The 21,959-nt window shown below is 57.7% G+C and carries 21 protein-coding genes; all 21 read right to left on the bottom strand.

Translation table 11 applies throughout. The features are described 5' to 3' along the window. Nucleotides 1-11: 11 nt before the first annotated feature. Entirely contained in the window at nucleotides 12-1,181 is a 1,170-nt protein-coding gene (gene metK, locus K8I01_00235; GenBank protein ID MBZ0218847.1) for a methionine adenosyltransferase, read from the bottom strand. Between the two features lie 125 nt (nucleotides 1,182-1,306). After that, a complete protein-coding gene (ptsP, locus tag K8I01_00230; GenBank protein MBZ0218846.1) occupies nucleotides 1,307-3,079 on the bottom strand; it encodes a phosphoenolpyruvate--protein phosphotransferase in 1,773 nt (590 codons plus the stop codon). Then, entirely contained in the window at nucleotides 3,079-3,372 is a 294-nt protein-coding gene (locus K8I01_00225) for an HPr family phosphocarrier protein (GenBank protein MBZ0218845.1), read from the bottom strand. Before K8I01_00225 ends, ptsP begins: the two co-directional genes overlap by 1 nt. Before the next feature lie 100 nt (nucleotides 3,373-3,472). After that, nucleotides 3,473-3,940, bottom strand: a complete 468-nt coding sequence (locus K8I01_00220) for a PTS sugar transporter subunit IIB (protein ID MBZ0218844.1) — start codon at nucleotides 3,938-3,940, stop codon at nucleotides 3,473-3,475. 57 nt (nucleotides 3,941-3,997) lie between these two features. Then, a complete protein-coding gene (locus K8I01_00215; protein ID MBZ0218843.1) occupies nucleotides 3,998-4,402 on the bottom strand; it encodes a PTS sugar transporter subunit IIA in 405 nt (134 codons plus the stop codon). Between the two features lie 19 nt (nucleotides 4,403-4,421). Next, on the bottom strand, nucleotides 4,422-5,285 hold the full coding sequence (gene rapZ, locus K8I01_00210) for an RNase adapter RapZ (GenBank protein MBZ0218842.1): 864 nt from the start codon (nucleotides 5,283-5,285) through the stop codon (nucleotides 4,422-4,424). Further along, nucleotides 5,282-6,217: an HPr(Ser) kinase/phosphatase gene (gene hprK / locus K8I01_00205; GenBank protein MBZ0218841.1), complete on the bottom strand. Its 936-nt coding sequence runs from the start codon at nucleotides 6,215-6,217 to the stop codon at nucleotides 5,282-5,284. The genes rapZ and hprK overlap by 4 nt, the downstream gene beginning before the upstream one ends. A gap of 16 nt (nucleotides 6,218-6,233) precedes the next feature. Next, nucleotides 6,234-6,704, bottom strand: coding sequence for a PTS sugar transporter subunit IIA (locus K8I01_00200; protein ID MBZ0218840.1), 471 nt, complete (start codon nucleotides 6,702-6,704; stop codon nucleotides 6,234-6,236). Nucleotides 6,705-6,924: 220 nt separating this feature from the next. Continuing rightward, nucleotides 6,925-7,467: a ribosome-associated translation inhibitor RaiA gene (gene raiA, locus K8I01_00195; GenBank protein ID MBZ0218839.1), complete on the bottom strand. Its 543-nt coding sequence runs from the start codon at nucleotides 7,465-7,467 to the stop codon at nucleotides 6,925-6,927. Nucleotides 7,468-7,601: 134 nt separating this feature from the next. Next, nucleotides 7,602-9,047 carry an RNA polymerase factor sigma-54 gene (gene rpoN, locus K8I01_00190; GenBank protein ID MBZ0218838.1) on the bottom strand — a complete coding sequence of 482 codons (1,446 nt, stop codon included), beginning with the start codon at nucleotides 9,045-9,047 and terminating at the stop codon, nucleotides 7,602-7,604. A 39-nt stretch (nucleotides 9,048-9,086) separates the two neighbouring features. Further along, a complete protein-coding gene (lptB, locus tag K8I01_00185) occupies nucleotides 9,087-9,809 on the bottom strand; it encodes an LPS export ABC transporter ATP-binding protein (protein ID MBZ0218837.1) in 723 nt (240 codons plus the stop codon). Then, nucleotides 9,778-10,323 carry a lipopolysaccharide transport periplasmic protein LptA gene (gene lptA, locus K8I01_00180; GenBank protein ID MBZ0218836.1) on the bottom strand — a complete coding sequence of 182 codons (546 nt, stop codon included), beginning with the start codon at nucleotides 10,321-10,323 and terminating at the stop codon, nucleotides 9,778-9,780. The genes lptB and lptA overlap by 32 nt, the downstream gene beginning before the upstream one ends. Nucleotides 10,324-10,336: 13 nt before the next feature. Next, nucleotides 10,337-10,900 carry an LPS export ABC transporter periplasmic protein LptC gene (gene lptC, locus K8I01_00175; GenBank protein MBZ0218835.1) on the bottom strand — a complete coding sequence of 188 codons (564 nt, stop codon included), beginning with the start codon at nucleotides 10,898-10,900 and terminating at the stop codon, nucleotides 10,337-10,339. 317 nt (nucleotides 10,901-11,217) lie between these two features. After that, on the bottom strand, nucleotides 11,218-11,751 hold the full coding sequence (locus tag K8I01_00170) for an HAD hydrolase family protein (protein ID MBZ0218834.1): 534 nt from the start codon (nucleotides 11,749-11,751) through the stop codon (nucleotides 11,218-11,220). Between the two features lie 58 nt (nucleotides 11,752-11,809). After that, nucleotides 11,810-13,909 (bottom strand): DUF1926 domain-containing protein, encoded by a 2,100-nt coding sequence (locus tag K8I01_00165; GenBank protein ID MBZ0218833.1) that lies wholly within the window; start codon nucleotides 13,907-13,909, stop codon nucleotides 11,810-11,812. A gap of 260 nt (nucleotides 13,910-14,169) precedes the next feature. Then, nucleotides 14,170-15,432, bottom strand: coding sequence for a (Fe-S)-binding protein (locus K8I01_00160; GenBank protein ID MBZ0218832.1), 1,263 nt, complete (start codon nucleotides 15,430-15,432; stop codon nucleotides 14,170-14,172). A 27-nt stretch (nucleotides 15,433-15,459) separates the two neighbouring features. Continuing rightward, nucleotides 15,460-16,881, bottom strand: a complete 1,422-nt coding sequence (locus tag K8I01_00155) for an FAD-binding protein (protein MBZ0218831.1) — start codon at nucleotides 16,879-16,881, stop codon at nucleotides 15,460-15,462. Nucleotides 16,882-17,105: 224 nt separating this feature from the next. Then, nucleotides 17,106-17,369 (bottom strand): helix-hairpin-helix domain-containing protein, encoded by a 264-nt coding sequence (locus K8I01_00150; protein MBZ0218830.1) that lies wholly within the window; start codon nucleotides 17,367-17,369, stop codon nucleotides 17,106-17,108. Between the two features lie 190 nt (nucleotides 17,370-17,559). After that, nucleotides 17,560-18,231: a response regulator transcription factor gene (locus tag K8I01_00145; GenBank protein ID MBZ0218829.1), complete on the bottom strand. Its 672-nt coding sequence runs from the start codon at nucleotides 18,229-18,231 to the stop codon at nucleotides 17,560-17,562. 41 nt (nucleotides 18,232-18,272) lie between these two features. Further along, nucleotides 18,273-19,538, bottom strand: a complete 1,266-nt coding sequence (locus K8I01_00140; GenBank protein ID MBZ0218828.1) for an insulinase family protein — start codon at nucleotides 19,536-19,538, stop codon at nucleotides 18,273-18,275. Between the two features lie 192 nt (nucleotides 19,539-19,730). Next, nucleotides 19,731-21,809: a polyribonucleotide nucleotidyltransferase gene (gene pnp, locus K8I01_00135; GenBank protein MBZ0218827.1), complete on the bottom strand. Its 2,079-nt coding sequence runs from the start codon at nucleotides 21,807-21,809 to the stop codon at nucleotides 19,731-19,733. Nucleotides 21,810-21,959 lie beyond the last annotated feature (150 nt).

Below are 21,959 nucleotides of genomic sequence, written 5' to 3'. Positions count from 1 at the left end.
GCCAGTGCAGTTCAGGCCACGACCCCGGCGGCCTTTCTCAAGGCTTCGGCCTTGTCAGTGAGCTCCCAGCTGAAGCCCGACTCGTTCCTGCCGAAGTGCCCGTATGCCGCTGTCTTCCTGTATATGGGACGGAGGAGGTCAAGGTCCTTTATTATCTCCGCCGGTTTCATGCGGAAGTTGGCCTTTACTATCTCCTCTATCTTCTCGACAGGTATCTTCTCCGTGCCGAAGGTGTCGACCATGACCGAGACCGGCTCGGCTACGCCGATGGCGTACGCGAGCTGCACCTCGCACTCGGACGCAAGCCCCGCCGCCACGACGTTCTTGGCGATATACCTGGCGAAGTAGGAAGCGCTCCTGTCAACCTTGGAGGGGTCCTTGCCGGAGAAGGCGCCGCCGCCGTGGCTGCCGTGGCCGCCGTAGGTGTCGACGATTATCTTCCTGCCGGTGAGGCCGCAGTCGCCGTGCGGGCCGCCAACGACGAATTTGCCGGTGGGGTTTATGAAATACTTCGTAGAGGAAGTCAGAAGCTCGGCCGGGACGACCTTCTTTATGACCTCCTCGATTATCGCTTCCTTGAGCTTGGACTGGCTTACCTCGGGCGCGTGCTGGCTTGAGACAACCACCGCGTCGACGGTCGTGGGCCTGCCGTTAACGTATTTGATGGTGACCTGGCTCTTGCCGTCAGGCCTTATGAAATCCAGTATGCCCTTTTTCCTGACCTCGGCGAGCCTGGCGGTTATCTTATGGGCCAGGTCGATGGGCATGGGCATGAACTCGGAGGTGTGATCGCACGCGTACCCGAACATGAGGCCCTGGTCGCCCGCGCCCTGCTCCTTCGCCTCCCCGCTGTCCACGCCCATTGCTATGTCGGGCGACTGCCTGTCGAGCGTGACCATGACGGCGCACGTCTTGCAGTCGAAACCCATGGACGCGTCAGTGTAGCCGATATCCCTTATAGTCTCCCTGACTATGTCCTGGTAGTCGATCCTTGCCTTGGTGGTTATCTCGCCCGCTATAAGGGCGAGTCCGGTGGTGACGAGGGTCTCGCACGCGACCCTGCTCTTGGGGTCCTCCCTCAATAGCGCATCCAATACCGCGTCAGATACCTGGTCCGCTACTTTATCCGGATGCCCCTCGGTGACTGATTCCGAAGTGAATAGGTACTCCCTCGTTCCCATTGTTTTGGCGCCTCCTTAGTCTTTGTAAAGGCCGAGAATTCGTTATTATTGAACCTTTCCCGATGTTTGTCAACCAAAAACACCTCTGGATCCGCGGGCGCGATTAAGGAGGCAGGCTTCCGCTCTCAGCTCCAGAACTCCTCCCTGTAGAGCCCGGGGAGCTTGGCGTTTATCTGGTCCTCGACCTCCTTGGCCGTGGCGAATCCCAGTATGTTCCTGCATATCTTCCTGGCCTCGGCGTGGCTTATGGACCTTATGAGCCTCTTGACCCTAAGTATCGAATAAGCGTTCATCGAGAGATGGTCCACCCCGAAGCCGAGGAGTATGAGGGCGTACTCCGGCTCTCCGGCCATCTCGCCGCAGACCGAGACGCTCACCCCGGCCTTGTTGGCGGCCTCTATGACGCCCTTTATTATCCGGAGGACCGCCGGGTGGAAGGGCTCGTAAAGGTATGCGACGTGCTCGTTCACCCGGTCTATCGCGAGGGAGTACTGGAGGAGGTCGTTCGTGCCTATGGAGATAAACTTGACCTCCTTGACAATGAGGTCGGCTATCATAGCGGCCGAGGGCACCTCTATCATGACGCCTGTCTCGATATCCTGATTGAATGGCTTGCCCTCGCTCTTAAGCTCTTTTTTGCATTCCTCGAGTATCTGCTTCGCCCGCCTTATCTCCTCTATGCCGGATATCATCGGGAACATCACCTTTATGTCCCCGTAGGCGCTGGCGCGGAGTATGCCCCGGAGCTGGGTCTTAAAGATGTCCACGTTCTTAAGGCAGAACCTTATTGCCCGGAGGCCCATGGCCGGGTTTATCTCGTCCGGCGGAGCGGCCTGGGCAAGCACCTTATCTCCTCCCACGTCGAGGGTCCTTATGACCACCGGGTGCGGGGACATTCTCTTGGCGACCTGGCGATAGGCCTTCACGTGCTCATCTTCTGTCGGCAGGTCCTTCCTGTTAAGGTACAGGAACTCGGTCCTGTAGAGGCCTATACCTTCGGCCCCGTGCTCGATAAGGGAGTCTATCTCTTCGACTATCTCCATGTTGCCCATAAGCCTTACGCGCCTGCCGTCGGTCGTCTCGCTCGGGAGGTCTTTGTAGTGGAAAAGGGCCTTGCCGTAGTTCTCGTACCGTTCCCTCCTCCTTTTATAGACCTCTACGACGCTCTCGGAGGGGTTTATGATTACCGTGCCGGTAGTGCCGTCAACGATGACGGTATCGCCGGACTCGGCCTTCCTGGTTATGGATTCAAGGCCCACTACGGCCGGTATCTCAAGGGAGCGCGCCATTATGGCCGTATGCGAGGTCTTTCCGCCGACGTCGGTGAGGAACCCCAGCACTGTCCCGCGCACCATCTGGGCGGTGTCGGTCGGCGCGAGGTCGTGCGCGACAACCACGACGGGCTCCTTGATGGCCGCGACCGACTCGTGTTTCCGGCCCATGAGGTTCAGGAGCACCCTGTTCACAAGGTGCTCGATATCCATGGCGCGCTCGCGGAGGTACTGGTCGTCCATCTTCTCGAAGTAGTCCATCACTTCCTTGAGGACGGTCTTCAGCGCCCACTCGGCGTTGACCCTCTGCTCACGTATCACCTTCATGGTGTCGTTTATGAGCATGTTGTCCTTGAGGATCATGAGGTGCGCGTCTATTATGCGGATGTGCTCCTTGCCCTTGCCGTCCTTTTCCATCCGGTTCCTGATGCGCATGAGCTGGTCCCTCGACGCCTTCATGGCGGCCTTGAACCGCTCTATCTCGCGCTCGGTCTCGGACGGCTCGAGATAGCAGAACTGGGCAGGCTCGACCTTGCCCCTCTCAAGGAGATAGGCCTTTCCGATGACGATGCCGGAAGACACGCCTATGCCCTTCATCAATATGACTTGTTTCTTAATCTCTGGCATCAATCCTCACCAAAACCCCTGTCTATAAGATCGCCTAGAGCCCCCAGGGCGCCTTCGGCGTCGCTCCCCTCCACGCGGAGCGTCACCTTCGAGCCCTGGGTCGCGGCGAGTATCAGTATGCCCATGATGCTCTTGCCGTTCACCTCCTGGTCGTCCTTCCTGACGAGTATCTCGGAGTCGAACTTGTTTGCAAGCTGCACGAAAAGAGCGGCCGCCCTTGCGTGCAGGCCGAGCTTGTTCTTTATCGTATAGGTCCTTTCCAGGTTTGTAGCGTTACCCTGTCCGCTATCCATCCAGGCTCTCTTTTCTCCATCGCCGGGCCCCGCAGGGGCAACGTGCTTGCTTTGCGCCCCCGTGCCCGGCTATCGTTGCTATACTTATTTGTGGGTGCCTCTATTTCCTCTCGGAAGTATATGTAATAGGCGCGCTCCTCGGGACGTCCCTTATCTCGAGCTCCACACCCATTGCCTCGAACCGCTCCATTATCTCCTCATCCTCGGCGTTCACTATTATGGAGGGGGTTATCCTCCTTCCGCCCTCATGGTGTATGTTCCCGAGGTTCAGGGCCTTGAACCTCGTCCCGGCCTCGTAGAGCCTCATCGCGTCCCGGAGGTCTCCGACCACGAGCATTATCCTCTCCTCCGGGAGCCCCCCGGAAAGATACCGGGCCGCATCCGAGACGGATTTCACGTGGACGCTAAGTTCATCGCAGCCGCAGGCCGCGATTATATCAGCCGCGAGCCGGTCCCCGGCCGCCTCGTCCGAGGCAACGATAAGCGCGTCCGCCCTGGTGAAAGGGACCCAGGAGCATATTACCTGCCCGTGCAGCAGCCTGTCGTCTACTCTGATAAGGATCAACATATGTTCAGCCGCCCGCGGAGGCTCCCTATATTTTATCAAAACAACAGGGGCCTTTTCCTATTTTTTATCCTTCAGCATGTCACCGGCGAGCACTATGGATTTCCTCCCGTAGTCCTTCAGGAGCTCCGAAAGTTCGCCGAGGCCCTTATCCGACCTGTGGCTCACGTATTTCAAAACCATGGGGAGGTTCACACCAGTGATGACCTCCACCCTGTCCTCCTCGAAAGCAGAGAGGGCTATGTTGGTGGGGGTCCCGCCGAACATGTCGGTAAAGACCAGCACTCCCTTCCCGGTGTCCACCTCGCTTACGGCGGCCCTGAGTACGTCCCGTATGCCGTCGGTGGTGTCCGATCTCGAGAGGGCCAGTATCCTTATGCCCTCCACTTTGCCGGTTATCGCCTCGGCCGCCTCGAGGAGCGCCTCAGCGAGCCTGCCGTGCGTGACGATTACAGCTCCTATCATCTTAAGCCTTCCCTCGTTTTTATGTCTTTCCTATGTCCCTGTGCCTTTTCCTGACCACCACTTTATCGGAGTTCAGGCCATCCGACAAAGCCTCGACCATCGCGACAGACCTGTGCCTGCCGCCGGTACAGCCTATCGCTATGGTGAGATAGGATTTCCCCTCCTTCCAGTAGAGCGGGATGAGATAGGAGAGGAACTCCTTGAACCTCGAAAGGAACGCCGCGGCCTCGTCCCTCGAAAGGAGGTAGTCGCGGACGCTCCTGTCCGTTCCGTCGAGGCGCTTAAGCGAGTTCACGAAATACGGGTTCGGGAGGAATCTTACGTCCATGACGAGGTCAGAGTCGGCTGGTATGCCGTGGCGATAGCTGAAAGAGATGAGGTTCAGGGCCATCCTCTCGCGCTCCGCGGGCCCCGAATATATGTCCTTTATAAGGTCCCTCAGCTGGTGGACGTTGAAATCGGTAGTGTCTATCACCCGGTCCGCATGGGCCTTGAGGTCCTTCAAGGCCTCCCTCTCCCTCGACAACCCCTCGAGCGGGCTCTCCTCGGCGGCGAGCGGATGCCTCCTCCTGGTCTCGCTGAACCTCCGGGCCAGTTCCCCGTCGTCCGCCTCAAGGTATATGACTTCGAGGCGGCAGCCCCCGGCCTTGAGCTCCGAGAGGACCGGTATAAAGTCCTTGAGGAACCCCCTCTCCCTTACGTCGACGACCGCGGCCACGCGCTCTATTTCGCCGGAGCGCGGCAGAAGCTCGAGGAACTTCGGAAGGAGGGCTACCGGCATGTTGTCCACGCAATAGAAGCCGAGGTCCTCGAGGGCCTTTATGGCGGTGCTTTTGCCCGAGCCCGAAGGCCCGGAGATCACCACGAGCCTTATATCCTTCACTTCTTAAGCACCTTCATGGCGTTGTCGAGCTCCCGTTCAAGCGTCTTCGCCGGGTGGTGGCCCATTATCTTCAATATCTGGTTCCTTGCGGCGACCTCGACGATCGTCGCAACACTCCTTCCGGGGCTTACCGGTATCTTGAGGTAAGGAAGGTCCACCCCGAGGATGGAAAAGGTGTTCTCCTCAAGCCCCAGCCTGTCGTACTCGGTCTCGCTCTCCCATTTGACGAGCTCGACCACGATGTCCATCTGCTTCCGTTCCCTTATGGCGGTTATCCCGTACAGGTCCTTTACGTTTATTATCCCGAGGCCCCTGATCTCCATGTGGTACTTTATCAGTTCCGAGCTCCTGCCAATGAGTACGTTGGGTGGCATGCGCTTCACTATCACCACGTCGTCGGAGACGAGCCTGTATCCCCTCGATACAAGGTCCAGGGCGCACTCGCTCTTCCCTATGCCGCTCTTTCCGGTAATGAGGACCCCCACTCCAAGCACGTCCACCAGCACGCCGTGCATCGTAAGCGAAGGCGCAAGCCTCTCCTCAAGGTACTTGGTTACGCGCTCTATGAGCACCGAGGAGGTGTGCGGGGTTATGAAAAGTGGTATGTCCTTCCCGGCGCATATGTCCACAAGGAACCCGGGGGGCTGGAGGTCCCTGGCGATGATTATGGCAGGGAGCTCGGGCTTGAAGACCTTGAGTACGTCTTCGAGCTCCTCCTCGTCGAGGCGCTTAAGATAGTTTATCTCTGCGGCGCCGAATATCTGGAGCCTGTCCGAATGGAGTTCCTCGAGGAGTCCGGTAAGGAGAAGGCCCGGCTTCTGTATGCGGGAGGTCGTCACCTCCCGGCCGAGGCCCTTTTCCCCTGTCACGAGCCTCAGGCTGAACCGCTCAGCCTGCTCGCCGTCTATAAGTTCTCTTACGGGTACGCCCACGCTTACTCCTCCCGGCTCAGAATACGCCGCTCCATCTCTCGGCCTCTACGATGGCCCTGTATATCTCGGACCTGCCGTTCGCGTTCATGAGCTTGCTCCTCAGGTCCTGGTTTTTAAGTAGGCGCGAGATGCTCGCCAGCACCTTTAAATGGGCCGCCGTCGAGTTCTCCGGGGCCATTATGAGGAAAAAAAGGTGCACGGGCATCCTGTCCATTGAGTCGAAATCGACCCCTTTTTCGCTCCTCCCGAAAAAGACCATTATCTCCTTAAGGCCCTTCACGCGTCCGTGGGGGATGGCCACGCCGTGGCCTATTCCCGTGGTCCCGAGCCTCTCTCTCTCAAGAATGGCCTTCAAGACGGCATCCTTCTCCACCGCGTTATCGAGCGAAGCCGCCCTCGAGACCATCTTTTCAAGGAGCTCTTTCTTTTCGCCGGCCTCGAGGCCGGTCATTATGCGGTTTTCGCTCAGTACGTCAGCCAATCTCATTACATCCTCGCCTTCACAAGGGGGATATGCCAGAAGGCCAGGGCTGACCCTGGCCTTCAATACCCGTCCTATAAAGGCAACCTCAAAAAATTTGAGATTTTTCCCGCAGTCAAGGAAGGCCGAGAATAAAAAGCGGAGCATATATGAAAATATGTGAGCATTATTATTCTCGTAACTACGCAGAGTCCGGGGAAAAGATCAATTTTTTTGTGGTTGCCGCCTACCTTGTGGTCTCGATTAGCCCGTAGTCCCCGTCCTTGAGCCTGTATATGACGCTGGTATTGCCCGTGCCCGAATCGGTGAAGACCAGGAAATCGCTTTTCATGACGTCCATCTGCATGGAGGCCTCCTCCACGGACATGGGCTTTACGAACTGGTTCTCCTTCTTTACGATCCTCCGCCCGGGCGCGGCTGGAGCGGCCTCGCCCTCGGGGACGGCGGTGTACCTGATGGACGCCGACTCGCCATTTGGCGCCTTGTGGTCCTTTGCCCTGTCCTTGTGCTTCATGGCCTGGCCTTCGAGCTTGTCGATGACCATGTCGATTGCCGAGTACATGTCCTGCGTGTCGTACTGGGCCTTCAGTGTGACACCGTTTGCGGTCACGGTCGCGTCGGCTATGTGCCTTATCTTCTCGACCGAGAGCACCCAATGTATTTCCGCCGGCTCAAGCAGGTACTTGGAGAGCCTCTCGGATTTCTCCTCCGCATAGGTTTTCAGGGCGTCAGAGGATTCCATGTGCCTGAAAGTAACGCTCTTCTGCATGTAATTGACCTCCGTATGGTATGGGGAATAATGCGTTTCGCGGACTGCGGGCGCCTTCCGGGAACAAGCTATTTTTAAGCATTAAGGAAGGGAAAGTCAACACCATAAAATACGGCTTCAGACCGGCCGTCTCCTCAGAAATGGACCTTTCTCCTGTTCGAGGACTGGAACCCCAGGGCTTCCCTGTACTTGGTGGCGGTCCTCCTTGCGACCATTATGCCGGACTCCTTCAATGCCTCGACAATCTGTTTGTCGCTCAAGGGCGCTTTCGGGTCTTCCGACTCTATTATCTTCCTGACCTTCTCCTTGATGTACTCGACGGCGACCGCTTCCCCGCCGTCGCCGGCTATGCCGTTGGAAAAAAAATACTTCAATTCGAATATGCCCCTGGGGGTCTGGACGTACTTGTTCGAGGTGACCCTGCTCACCGTGGACTCGTGCATCCCTATCTCCACGGCAACGTCCTTCAGGACCAGGGGCTTAAGGTGCTTCAAGCCCTTGTCCAGGAACTCCCTCTGGAACTTCACTATGCATTCGACTACCTTGTATATAGTCCGCTGTCTCTGGTGGACGCTCTTTATGAGCCACATGGCGCTCCTGAGCTTGTCCTGTATGTACCCTTTGGCCTGGTCCGCCGACGCGCCGCCTGCCTTGAGGAGCTCCCTATAGTACGGGCTTATCTTGAGTTTCGGCATCCCGTCTTCGTTGAGGGATATGACGTACTCGTCCCCGACCTTTTGTATGAATATGTCCGGCAATACCGCCCTGGACTCGTCTTTCCCGAAACCGGCGCCGGGCATGGGGTTCAAGCACCTGCTTATGGTCCTTGCGGCCTCGAGCACCTCTTCGACCTCCACCCCGAGCGCCTTTGCAATGGCCTTGAAATTCTTTTTCGCGAGCTTCTCGAGATGGCAGGAGATGACCTCCTCCATGACGGTGTCGCGGACAGGCAGGCTCCTTGCCTGCACCATGAGGCACTCCCTCAGGGTGCGGGAGCCTGCCCCGAGGGGGTCGAACTGCTGTATCGTCGCGAGGACCCGGGAGGCGTCCTCAAGAGCGGTCCCGGTCGCGTTCGCGACCTCCGCGATCGTAGCGGCCTCGTACTCATCGTCCTGCATCTGGCCGCGCTCTATTACCCTCAGGTATCCGTCCTCGTCGATATTTCCTATTATGAAATCGCCTACCGCGAAGTCGGCATCCGGAAGCCCCTGCATCCTCAGCTGCCATAAAAGGTGCTCGGAAAGGCTTCCGCCGGCTTCGGAGAGGTTGGAGACAAAGTCGTCCTCCTCCTCGCGTTCGCTGAAGTCTATGCCCCCGGACCTGTACTGGCTCTGCTCCTCTATATAGGCCTCCCAGTCCATCTCAGGCTTTTCCGGCTTCTCCGGCGGCGCTTCCTGCCCCCCGGCCTCCACCTCAGGGCCCGAAAGGTCCTCCAGGACCGGGTTCGTCTCTACCTCCTCCCGCACCATCTCGACGAGCTCGAGCCTGGAGAGCTGCAGAAGCTTTATCGCAAGCTGCAGCTGCGGGGTCATCACGAGGTTCTGTGTGAGCCTGAGCTCCTGTTTGAGTTCGTAAGCCACGATGGGGGCTATGCCTCTCGATGATTGAGTTTGGACCGGCTAAAGCCTGAACTTGTCGCCGAGGTAGACTTCCCTCACGCGCCTTGAGTCGAGTATCTCGGTCGGCGTGCCGGTTTTCAATAGCCTGCCGGAGCCGACTATATAGGCCCTGTCGCAGATGCCCAGGGTCGCGCCCACGTTGTGGTCCGTGACCAGTATGCCTATTCCCTTTTTCTTGAGCTCGAGCATTATGTCCTGTATGTCGCCTACCGCTATGGGGTCTATGCCGGAGAAGGGCTCGTCAAGCAGGAGGAAGGCCGGTGAGTTGACGAGCGCCCTGGCTATCTCCACCCTCCTCCTCTCTCCGCCTGAAAGGGCGTATGCCTTTGATTTGGCGATGTGCAGGACCCCGAGCTCTTCGAGGAGCTCCTTAAGCCTCGCCTCCTGCTCGGACCTCGGGAGGTCCATGTACTCGAGGACGGCCTTTACGTTCTCCTCGACCGTCAATTTTCTGAATACGGAAGGCTCCTGCGGAAGATAGCTTATGCCGAGCCTCGCCCTCTCGTACATGGGGAGGCCTGTTATCTCCCTTTCGCCTAAAGAGACGCTCCCCTCGTCCGGGCTCACGAGCCCGACTATCATGTAGAAGGTGGTGGTCTTGCCCGCGCCGTTCGGGCCGAGAAGACCGACTATCTCGCCGGGCCCGATCTCAAGGCTTACGCCGTCGACGACCCTCCGCTTTTTGAAGGACTTAACGAGTCCCCTTACAGCGAGCTTCTTCACTTACGTATTTCTCCGGTGCGTCGTTTTCCGGGCAGTCCTTGTTGGGCATTATGACCGCCCTGACCCTGCCCCCGTTCCCGCCCTCGACAAGGGCGTTCTCCTGGTCGAGATACACGGTTATCTTCTCGCCCCGGACTGAGTCCGAGCACTGCCTGAGATGCGGCTCGCCCGTGAGGACGATTATCCGCTCCCTGCGGTCGTAAACGGCGTGCGCGGAGGTCGAGGATTTCCGGTCCTGGAATATCCTCACGTTCCCCGAGGCCTCGATACTCTTTATGTCGCTCCCGTCGCCGTACGTTACATGGAGCTCATCCGAGCAAAGGGTGAAGTCCTCGACAGCGACCACGTTCCCCTTGAAGACGACCCTGCCCTCGCCTGACCTGGCCTCCATCGTATCGGAGGTGACGGTCACCGGGCTCCTCGGGGCGCCCTCTGCCTTTTTCTGGGCGGCTACCGAAACCGAAGCCTGCATAAGAAGGGCCGCTGCCATAAGCAGCCCTGTCCTGAATTTCATGATGAAGTCCATCCTATATGCGCGAGTCCCTGAAGACCGCCTTTACATTTTTAAGGAGACGGAACTCCCCTGTATCGATATGCCCCAGAAAGCCGATGCCCTCAAGGTCCAGCCTGTCGGAAGTCACTGTAACGCGGTCAGGCGTCGATACTTCCTTCTCGTTTATAAGGTACTTTAGAGTGCCGGTCCGAAGGACATACCCCTCCTCGCCGGACTCTATTACAACGTCGCCGGAAACGCCTATCTCGCCCGAGAGCTCGCGGAGCGTCCCTTCCCTGGCCGTAAGCGTATATGACGAGCCGTCCTTTGCGTAAAAAGTCGCCTTGACGTCCTCGAAAAGCGTTAGGTCGCCCTCACGCGAACGGCTGGCCGACCTGGCATCCAGCTCCCATTCGATCCTGCCGTCCTTGGTGCCGGAATAATGTATCCTGTCGATGCTTACCTCTACCTTCTCGTCCTCCACGAAGTCCTCCTGTGGAAGCTCCCTGGTCCTGTAATGGATAAAGACCAGGACTGCGAGCCCCATTATGGAAAGGATTATGAAGGCAGAGAGTGAGGCCCTTAGCTTACGGTTCATCGGCAAGCATTCGACAGCCCGTAAAAACAAAATATTTCAACTGCTTGCAACTGATTGTTGAATTAATGGGCATATATAGCAAAAATTATACCATCCGGAAATAACACTGTAAAGGCTTTTGTCCCCGAATCGGGAGGTCCGGGGCTGAGCGCGTTCGGGGGGGAGTTAGAACAGGCCGGAGCGCCTGAAGTATTTAAAAACTCTGGCGGGAAGAAGGGGGGGCGTTATTTATCAAGGCAACTTCTAAAATTATAAATTTTTCCGCTTTCCCGGCCTGACTCAGAGTCCTGGGAAAGAATCAATTTTTAGAGGTTGCCTCAAACGAGAAATTGCCGCATGACCTCATCCCATTTGCCCTGCACCTTGAGGATAAGCTCCGCGAGTTCCCTTACCGCCCCCTTGCCGCCTGGCTTTCCGGTCACGTAATCCACCGCCTCTTTTACCTCCTGGACCGCGTCCGAAACTGCTGCGGAGAAGCCGACCCTCCTAATGACAGGGAGGTCGATTATGTCATCGCCCACGTACGCCATCGCCGAAGGTGGAAGGCCAGTCCGCGCCGATATGCTCTCAAGCGCCGCTTTCTTGTCCTTCATGCCCTGATAGACGAGCGAGATGCCCAGGTCGTCGGCCCGGAGCTGGACTACTTTAGATTCCCTGGCGGTTATTATCGCGGCGTCGATTCCGGAGCGCATGAGGAGCTTTATCCCGTGCCCGTCCTTGACGTCGAAAAACTTCGTCTCAGTCCCGTGCGCGTCGAAGATTATCCGTCCGTCGGTAAGCACTCCGTCCACGTCGAAAATGGCGAGCTTCACCGCCTTTATCTTCTCGGCTACGGTCGGGGATACTGGCATGGTAAACGGCCTCCACGGTCTATTTATCGCTATTTTTACCACAGTACCGCGGGCAGGTCTACTTTGAAAGGGATTCGACCGCGAGCCTGAATGAGAGCTTTAAGGGGCCGCTCCCGGCAGGGAAAAGGAAAAGGAGGCACGAGCCCTGGTATATCTTTTCGAAACCGCCCTCGGAAAGGGAGACGGTATGGACAGGGTATCTGAGGAGCGCAGCGGGCCTGTCGATTTTTACGGATACGGCGACGCCCTTCCATGAGTCGACGAGGCGGAGCGACTCGACCCCTTCCACCCTCCCCCTGCTCCCGAGGCCAATGCCGTCGCTACCCAGGTCCGCATTCGATTCATACCAGCAGGCCGGCCCGTCGCACCCGGGGAGGATGAGATTAAGCTCTACCCCGAAAAGGCCGCTTGTTTTATCAGCCTCGCCGCTTACCTCGTAGTTCATGAAAATGGCGTTGCCGCCGTCGGTCGAGAGGGTCTTTTTGACCGTATGTGCGGCCCCCAAGGCGGTCGCGGACCTCTGCATCACGACCTTGTCGGAAAGGAGATCCCTTTCGTACTTCTTCCAGGCGAAATCCCCCAGCTCCAGGTATGTGTGTGAATAAAATTCGTCCAATGTGAGGCCTTCGTCGAGGAAATGGTCGATAAAAGAGGCCCGGCGGTTCCGGTCGTACTTGAGATAGTTTAAGAGCCCCTCCTCCTTTACCTTCACCATCTCGTGTATCGATTTGGCCCCGTTATTCTCATCCCCGCTCCCCGAGGCTTCAAGCTTGTAATGATAGCCTTCCTGGTACCTCGTAAGCGTATTCTGGAGGTTTACGCCTTTGGGCCCGTAGTCGAGCTCGAAAATAGCCCCGCCGTTAAAGGGGCTTAGGAACACGCTAAGGTCCGAAGACCGTACGATGACCTCCTCGTGGTTGTCCGCGTCCAGGTCTGCCGCGGAGATTGAAACGCCGAGGGACTCCGTTTTCTCCAGGGCCTCCCTTTCTGCCAGTATCAGGTTCTCGTAGACAGCCGTCCTGAGGTGCGGAAGATACAGCCCGCCGAAGACCCCGTGCCAGTATGCGTCGTTGCACTGCGCCTTGTATAGATGCCTTTCGGATTCATTCCGTCCGCCGTTGCCGCGAGCATCCTTTTTCAATACGCTACTCACCATGAGCATGCGCTTGTGCATCCAGTTCGACTCCGGGTACTTGGCAAGGAAGTTCCTCCATGTGCCGCCCTGCAGGAACCTCTTGAGCCTTCCGCCGGTCTCGCCCAGTCGGCCAAGCTCCTCTATGAGACGCATGTAGTCCCTTGACGCGCCTGCGGGGAGCGCCCACTCGCCCATTTCCATATAAGATGTATTGGGAAGGTAAGTATGCCCCACCGGCTCCTCATGGTCGAGATACCCGCCGAGGGTCGAGGGCCTTATCCAGTCGAGGTTCCTCTCTATGGACTCGAAGAACCTCTCAAGCCAGCCGTCCTCGAATACCCACTTCCTCGTGCCAGGCCAGACCCCGAACTTCTCGCCGTCATCGCCGTATATGGCCGCGTTCCCCCGCCTGAAAAAGCCGTTCTTTATGCCGAGCATGTACTCCTCAAAGCTCTCGACGGGCTTGAACGGAATGAGATACCGGAGCGCCTCGTTTCCGGGGAATATCTTTATGAGGTCGCCCTGGTCCTCGGTCGTGTAATAGCCTCCGAGCTCGCCTTTTTCAAGCCCCGCCTTTACGAAGTGGTAGTCGTCAACCACCAGATATTCTAGCCCGGCCTTTTTTATGATGCTCGGGTGCGTGGGCTCCCAGACCCTTTCCGCCAGCCATATGCCCCTGGGACGCACGCCAAAAAGCTCCTCTATTCTCTCGGAGAGCATTGTTACCTGCCTGAGCCTGTCCTCTTCGGGTATTACCGACAGGACCGGTTCATAATAGCCGCCGCCCATGACCTCTACCTGCCCGGATGCAGCCATGCTTCGAAGAAGCTCGATGTACTCCGGGTGCTTCTCGGCTATCCAGTCAAGGAGAAAGCCCGTGTTGTGGAGCGAGAGCTTTATGGCCGGATGCCTCGATAGCGCCTCAAGAAAAGGCCAGTACGAGCTCTGATAGGCCTCCTCGATAACGCTGTCGAAATTCCCGACCGGCTGGTGGTTGTGGATGCAGAAGACAAAATAGGTCATTTGAAAATAAACCCCCGGAGAGTTATGAGACATCCTGCGAGACCGCGCGACAGGGGTCACCGGAAAAAGTCTTTCTGAGATGACCTTTTTGTAAAAAGGTCATCTCAGACTCTCTCCAAAAATTTTTAGTTCTTCCTGAGAAAACCCCCAATCGGGGGTTTTTCTCAGGAACTAGAAGTCTTTGAAGGGGGTCCGGGGGAAACTTTCTACAGAAAGGTTTCCCCCGGAAAGGCTCTTTCCAGCGATCCCGTTGAGCGGTCTTACAGGAGCTCTACGACATGTTTGGCTTCGGTCTGGATGCCGGCCCTGTGGAGGCCGTCCTTGAGCTGGACGATGCAGCCCGGGCAGGCTGTAGCGACGACGTCCGCGCCGGACTTTTTTATGTTCTCGGCCTTTTTCGCGGCTATTTCCATTGATAGCTCGTAATTCGCGTACATGAGCCCGCCGCCGAGGCCGCAGCAGAGGCACGGGTTTTTCATCTCCTTGAGCTTTACGCCGCTGCCCATTTTCAGAAGCTCCCGGGGCTCTTCCCTGAGGCCCTGGGCCCTGCCGAGGTGGCAGGGGTCGTGGTAAGTAACGACGGTCCTGGGGCCGTTTCCGCTGCCTTCGGTTTTGAACTTCAGCTCATTCAGGAGAAGCTCGGATATGTCCCTTACCCTTGATGAGACCTTCTCTGCCCTGAGCTTCAGGGCCGGGTCGCCGGAGAGGAGCTCCGGCATTACGGCCTTGAGGCCGTGGCCGCAGGTCGCGCATGAAGTTGCAATGAAGTCGGCGTTTGACGATTCCAGCGCTTCGAGATTCTTCCTGGCCATCTCCCTTGCGGCGGCCAGGTCGCCCATCGCGTATGCGGGCATCCCGCAGCAGGATTGGCCTCCTGGGACCTCTACACCGGCCCCTGCCCTCTTTATGAGTTCTATGGACTTTGTCCCGACCCACGGCATGAGGTAATTGATGCCGCAGCCTGCGTAAAAGGCGACCCTGGGCTTATTACCCTCCCCGGCACCCGAAAGCGCCTTCACCTCAGGGAGGTCGAGGAAGAAAGTCTTCGCAAGGGGCGGCACGAGCCTGCCGTTTCCGACGAGTGGCAATGAGAACCGAGATACGAGGCCGGATCCGGCTGAGGCGTCCTTGAAGAGAAGCCCCTGGAGCCTGCTCGCAAGCTTAAGCCCCATGCCGACGATGCCGCCTGAGTCCTTGAGGCCCCTGAAGGCGAGCGAGGCGGTCAAAGGCACGCCCTGCTTCTCCACGGCTTCGGCCCTTGCCGCCGCGAAGATTGAGACGGTATCGACATTATTGGGGCAGTTGGTGCGGCACGCACCGCATAGCGTGCATTCCTTAAGGTGCTTCAAATAAGTCTCGGAAAGGCCTATCTCCCCTTTGGAGTAAGCGGACACAAGCGAGATACGCCCCCTTGGGGAGGCGGTCTCGACCCCGAGCACCTTTGTGGTCGGGCAGGTAGACCTGCAAGTGCCACAGCGGACGCATTTGTCTATTTCGTGCTTGAGTAAGTTTAACGGCTTCATCTTATAGGTCCGGAACGCTGTGGCGCTTCAAGTCCTGTTGGCAAATCCGGATCCGGTTGCCTCACTCATCGAGTTTCGAGGGCCGGGGAATATTTTGCCGGGGTTTAAGACCCCTTTCGGATCAAAGGCCTCTTTTATCTTTCTCATTGCCGCGATCGCTTCAGGCTTAAGCTCCATGTCAAGGTAGCGGGCCTTCGCCACACCCACTCCGTGCTCGCCGGAGATGGTCCCGCCGAGTCTTATCGCTAGCCTGAAGACGTCCTCTGCTGCGGACAGGGCCGCTTCGGCCTGTGTCTTCTTGTCGTGCATGATATTGACGTGGATGTTCCCGTCCCCGGCGTGTCCGAAGCTCGCTATGAGGACATCGTATTTTTCGGATATGCCACGGAGCCCGTCCACGAGCTCCGGTATCCTCGACCTCGGGACCACTATGTCTTCGTTTATCTTGTTGGGACGGGCCTTGTAGAGGGCGGCGGATACGGCCCTCCGGGCCTTCCAGAGGTCCTTTACCTCGTTTTTATCCGAGGCTGTCCTGAATTCGGTTGCCCCGCTCCCAAGACAGACCCTTCGGACGGCTTCGGTTTCGGCCTCGACAGCCGATTTACTGCCGTCCACCTCAATAAGGAGCAGCGACTCCGCCTCCGGAAGGCCGGTCTTCGCAAACCCTTCCACGCACTTGATGGAAACACTGTCCATTATCTCGAGAGTTGAAGGGATTATCCTGGCATTTATTATGGCCGAGGTGGCCCTTGCGGCATCCCTCAAGTCCGGGAAAAGGCTTAGCATGGTGATAGTAGCCTCAGGGAGGGGCAGGAGTTTCAGGATGGCCTTTGTAATGACGCCGAGCGTCCCTTCCGAGCCTACGAGGAGCCTGGTAAGGTCGTAGCCGACAACGCCCTTGGCGGTCCTTACGCCTGTATTAATTATCTCTCCGGTCGGGAGCACGGCTTCGAGCCCCAGGACATAATCCCTGGTCACGCCGTATTTGACGGCCCTCGGCCCGCCGGCGCACTCGGCGATATTGCCGCCTATGGTCGAGAACTTGAGGCTTGAGGGGTCTGGCGGGTAGAAGAGGCCGAGCTTTTCGGCCTCCTGCTGCAGGTCCCATGTGACGACCCCGGGCTCGACGACTGCCACGAGGTTTTCCGTGTCTATCTCCAATATCTTCCTCATCCGCTCGAAGGAGATGACAACGCCCCCTTCGACAGGGAGGCTTCCGCCGGAGAAACCGGTGCCCGCGCCCCTTGGTATTACCGGGAATCCCTCGGAGTTGGCCATCTTGAGGATGAGCGAGACCTCTTCCGGCCCTGACGGGAATACGACGGCATCAGGCTGGTGGAGCGTATTTGTGGCATCGTAGGAATAACAGAGGAGTTCCTCTTTGGAAAAAGAGCAGTTCGCCTCTCCGACAATCCTGCCAAGCCCGTTTTTTACAAGGTTCGAGAGCATTACACTGCCCCAGGCGCGCCGGGATAGATTCCTGGCGCTCGTTTCATTATACTACTAATCGGGAAAAATTCAAAAAAAGAGGGAGTTAAGAGGTACCCGATTCAATAGGGAAAACGAGGAAGGCAAGACCGACCCAGGCACAAAAAATAAAATCCGAGTCTGAGCCGAGGTCTCTGCACAAAGACTGAAGCGGCACGATTTGAAACACCCTTGGCGGTCCGGATTCAATGGCGGCCGAAGGTCTTCAGGAGCCTTCTAAGGAACCCCTCCCTTTCTCGGCCATAGCGACCGAGCGTGCACCCGTCGCTACGCATCTCCTCGATGGTCCTGTCGGTCACGCCCGGGACCCCCCGGAGCTCCTCCCAGTCGTTTATGCCGCCATGCCTGTTCCTGTACTCGATTATATTCCTGGCGGTCTCTATGCCGATGCCCTTTATATGCGTGAGGTCTTCAGGCCTCGCCTCGTTTATGCTGCAATGCCTTTCCATATCCATCCTCCCGTAAAACCGATGAAACCCGGGCTTATAATTAAGCGCCTTGCCGAAACGGTCCGACAGCAATAGGGCGCGGTCGCAAAAACGCGCTAAGCTGATGAATCGCGTAGCCTTAACTTAACTATAAGACACTAAAAGATGAAGTCAAGAAGGGCAAAGCGGGGAATGCGAAGGAGAAGCCTGGCTATTCTTCGGTCTTCAGGACGTAGCCAACACCCCTTACGGTGTGGATGAGCTTCTGCGGGAAATCCTTGTCTACCTTGCTCCTGAGATGATTTATGTAGACGTCCACGACGTTCGTTTCGCTGTCAAAGGACTGGTCCCATACGTGCTCCGCGATAAGGGTCCTCGTGAGCACCCTGTTCGGGTTCCGAAGGAGGTATTCAAGTAGAGCGTATTCCTTAACCGTAAGCTCCACCTCGACTCCGCCCCTTTTGGCCTTGCGGGTCGCAGGGTCGAGGCTTAAGTCCGCGAACTTCAGTACGGGCGCGCCGTACCCGCCCCTTCTCATGAGGACCCGAAGCCTCGCAAGCAGTTCCTCGAATGCGAAGGGTTTTGTAAGGTAGTCGTCGGCGCCGACGTTAAGGCCCCTTACCCTGTCCTCGACCGAGTCGCGGGCCGTAAGGAGGAGGACCGGCGAGCTCACGCCGGCGGCCTTCAGGTCTTTGAGGACCTCAAGTCCGTTTTTGCCGGGGAGCATTATATCGAGGATGATCGCGTCATAGTCGTTCATCTCGGCGTAGTTCTGCCCCTCGGCGCCGTCCTCGACCACGTCCACGGCGTAGCTCTCCTGCTCAAGCCCCCTCTTTATGAACGCCGCTACCTTCTTTTCGTCCTCTACTACGAGTATCCTCATGGTAAAATCCGTTTATAAATTACCATATCTGGCCCCGCGATTCAATCCCTGCGGGCTACGACCCTGAGTTGCGACGGAAGGCTCCGGGGGCTCACCTTCCCCATCGCGACCATCGTGACCCTATCGGGCGAAAGGAGCTCAGCCGCGGACTTCTTGAGGCTCGAAAGCGACACCGAGTCAATGTCCTTCACTATTTCCTTTACCGGCACCGGCCGCCCGAAGTAGAACTCGTCCCTCGCAAGCTTCATCATCCTGCTGTCGCTCGTCTCAAGGCCCAGGAGCATCCCGCCTTTAAGCTGCTCCTTCGCGTTCCTGAGCTCCGAGGCGGTCACGTCCTTCGGGAACCTCTCGAATTCGCGGAGCACAAGCCCGGCGACATCGGAGAACTTATCGGCGGACGTCCCGGCGTATGCGGTAAGGGCGCCCGCGTCCCTGCAGAGGTTCAGGTAAGAATATACCGAGTAGGCAAGCCCCCTCTTCTCCCTTACTTCCTGAAAGAGCCTTGAGCTCATGCCGCCGCCGAGCATCGTGTTAATGAGATAGACCTTGTACCGGTCCGGGTGCGGCTGGGGCGGCATGGGCACGCCTATGCACATGTGCACCTGCTCGAGCTCTTTTTTAATGAGCTTTACTCCAGGGAGCGCCTTCGGGGCCGTGCGCCCGGAGGACCGCGCTCCTTTTTCAAGGCCCTCGAAAAAGGGCTTCAGGAGGCGCACTACACTCCTGTGGCTGAGACCCCCGGCGGCCGTTATGAAGACGTTTAGCGGGGCGTACTGCGCGCTGAAATACTTAAGGACGCTCGACCTCGTCATCGACTGGATAGTCTTTGAAGGACCGAGTATGGACCAGCCGAGCGGGTGCCCGTCCCAGAACCTCTCGGCAAAGAGGTCGTGTACAAGGTCGTCGGGCGTGTCCTCCACCATCTTGATCTCCTGGAGGACTACGAGCTTCTCCTTCTCCATCTCCTTCCGGTCGAACTTCGAGTTTATGAAAATGTCGGAGAGGAGGTCTATCGCCTTGGGGAGGTCCTTATTGAGGGTCTTGGAATAAAAGCAGGTGTATTCCCTGCCCGTAAAGGCATTCAGAACGCCCCCGACGCTCTCGATTTCCATCGAGATGTCGAGGGCCGTCCTTCTTTCAGTGCCTTTGAAAAGGAGGTGCTCTATAAGATGCGAGACCCCGTTTATCTCAGGGGTCTCGTGCCTTGAGCCGGTGTTCACCCAGATGCCTATGGATGACGACTCAACGTCAGGCATCTCCTCCGTGATGACGGGGATCCCGCTTCCGAGAAGGGTCTTCTTTATTATGGACATTGCTTTTCTCGGGGCCGTTCAGGCCCCGGGCTGGCCTTCTTTAAAAGCGCCGGATTAATCAGGCCACTTCTAAAAATTAGAGATTTTTCCCGCAATCAGGAAGGCCGGGAATAAAAAGCGCAGCATATGATGATATGTGAGCATTTTATTCCCGTAACTACGCGAGTCCGGGGGAAAAATCAATTTTTAGAGCGTTTCTTCGAGCGCCTCTTTCCTCGAAAGCCGTATCTTCCCGTCCCTGTCGATGTCTATGACCTTGACGAGGACCTCGTCGCCTTCCTTGACGATGTCCCTTACGTTCTTTACGCGCTCATGGGCGAGCTGCGAGATGTGGACGAGGCCTTCGGTCCCGGGGAATATCTCGACAAACGCGCCGAAGTCCATCACCTTCTTGACCTTGCCCATGTAGACCTTGCCTATCTCGGCGTCCTGCGTAAGCCCCTTGACCATGGCTATGGCCCTCTCGGCTGCCGCGCCGTCCACGGAGGCGATGTTCACCTTGCCAGTGTCGTCTATGTCGATCTTCACGCCCGTTTCGAGTATGATGCCCTTGATGTTCTTGCCGCCGGGCCCGATGACGTCCTTGATCCTCTCCTGCTTGACGTATATGGTCGTTATCCTCGGCGCGTAGGCGGATAGCTCGGCCCTCGGCGTCTCGATGGCTTCCCTCATCTTACCGAGTATGTGGAGCCTTCCCTCGCGGGCCTGTTCGAGCGCGTCTTTCAGGATCTCGGCCGTGACGCCGCCTATCTTGATGTCCATCTGGAGTGCCGTTACGCCCTCCGCGGTCCCCGCGACCTTGAAATCCATATCTCCCAGGTGGTCCTCGTCCCCGAGTATGTCGGAGAGTATCACGACCTTATCGCCTTCCTTTATAAGGCCCATCGCTATGCCCGCAACGTGCCCGAGTGTCGGGACGCCGGCGTCCATAAGCGAAAGGGATGCGCCGCAGACCGTCGCCATCGACGACGAGCCGTTCGATTCGAGTATGTCGGAGACGACCCTTATGGTGTAGGGGAAGCCCTCCTGCGGGAGTATCTTGTTAACGGCCCTTTCGGCAAGCGCGCCGTGGCCTATTTCGCGCCTTCCGGGGCCGCGGAGTATCTTGACCTCGCCGACGCTGAAGGGCGGAAAGTTATAGTGGAGCATGAAGGTCTTGTACTCCCACCCGGAGAGGGCGTCTATCTTCTGCTCGTCCTCCGAGGTGCCGAGGGTGGTGACGACCATTGCCTGTGTCTCTCCCCTGGTGAAAAGGGCCGAGCCGTGGGTCCTCGGAAGGAGACCGACCTCGCAGGTTATGGGCCTTATGTCCCTGGACCCCCTGCCGTCGACCCTTTTCCCCTCGCTTACGACCATCTCCCTCATGAGGTAGTATTTCAAATCCCCGTAGATGGAATCTATCTCCTTCTCCCGGCCGGGGAAGGCCTCGGCGAGAGCCGCCTTGGTCTCGTCCTTTATGGCCCCTGCGGCGGCGTACCTCTCCTGCTTTACGGGTATGCGGAGGGCCTCCTTGAGCCTACCGGCGGCAAGCTCCTTTACCTTCGCTTCGAGCTCGGGGTCCGCGCCGGCGGGCTTGACTGCCAGCTTGGGCTTTCCTAATTCCGATGCCATCCGCTTCTGGAGATCTATCACGCCCCGCATCTCGCTCTGGGCAAAGGCGAGGGCCTTTACGAGGAGGTCCTCGGAGGCGAACTTCGCCCCTGCCTCGACCATTATTATCGAGCCGTCGGTCCCTGCGACAAGGAGGTCTATCTGGCTCTCCTTCTGCTGCTTAAGGGACGGGTTCGCGACGAGCTCGCCGTTTATGTAGCCCACGCGGATGCCGGCTATGGGGCCGCCGAAGGGGATATCCGAGATGCCGAGGGCCGCTGACGCGCCTATCATGGCGGCGATCTCAGGCTCGTTCTCCTGCTCGACCGAAAGCACCGTGGCTATTATCTGCGTCTCGTTATAATATCCCTCAGGGAAAAGGGGGCGCAGCGGCCTGTCTATGAGCCTTGAGCCCAGCACCTCTTTCTCGCTCGGCCTTCCTTCCCTTTTGAAAAAGCCGCCGGGTATCTTGCCGGCGGCATATGTCATCTCCATGTAGTTGACCGTGAGCGGCATGAAGTCGACACCCGCTGCCGGGGCGTCGTTCCTGCAAGCCGTGACCAGCACGACCGTATCGCCGTATCTCACGGTGCAAGAGCCGTGCGCCTGCCTGGCCATCCTGCCAGTCTCTATTGTGAGCGGCCTGCCGGCGTATGTGGTTTCGTATTTACTCATTCTGCTTCCATTCTCCTAAGTTTTGTGGACAAAATACTACAGGGCCCAAAGCGCAAATGCGCCCTGCGCCCTTGCTTTCAGGAAGCCCTCTTCCGAGGGCCCATTGCGCGGAATTCGCGGCGGCCTTCGGGCCGCCAGGCAGTAGAAGCG

The sequence above is a fragment of the Deltaproteobacteria bacterium genome, assembly GCA_019912665.1.
Lineage (GTDB): Bacteria > Desulfobacterota > GWC2-55-46 > GWC2-55-46 > GWC2-55-46 > UBA5799.
Note: the sequence above shows the minus strand (reverse complement) of the source record. Positions and strands in the feature narration are given on the sequence as shown.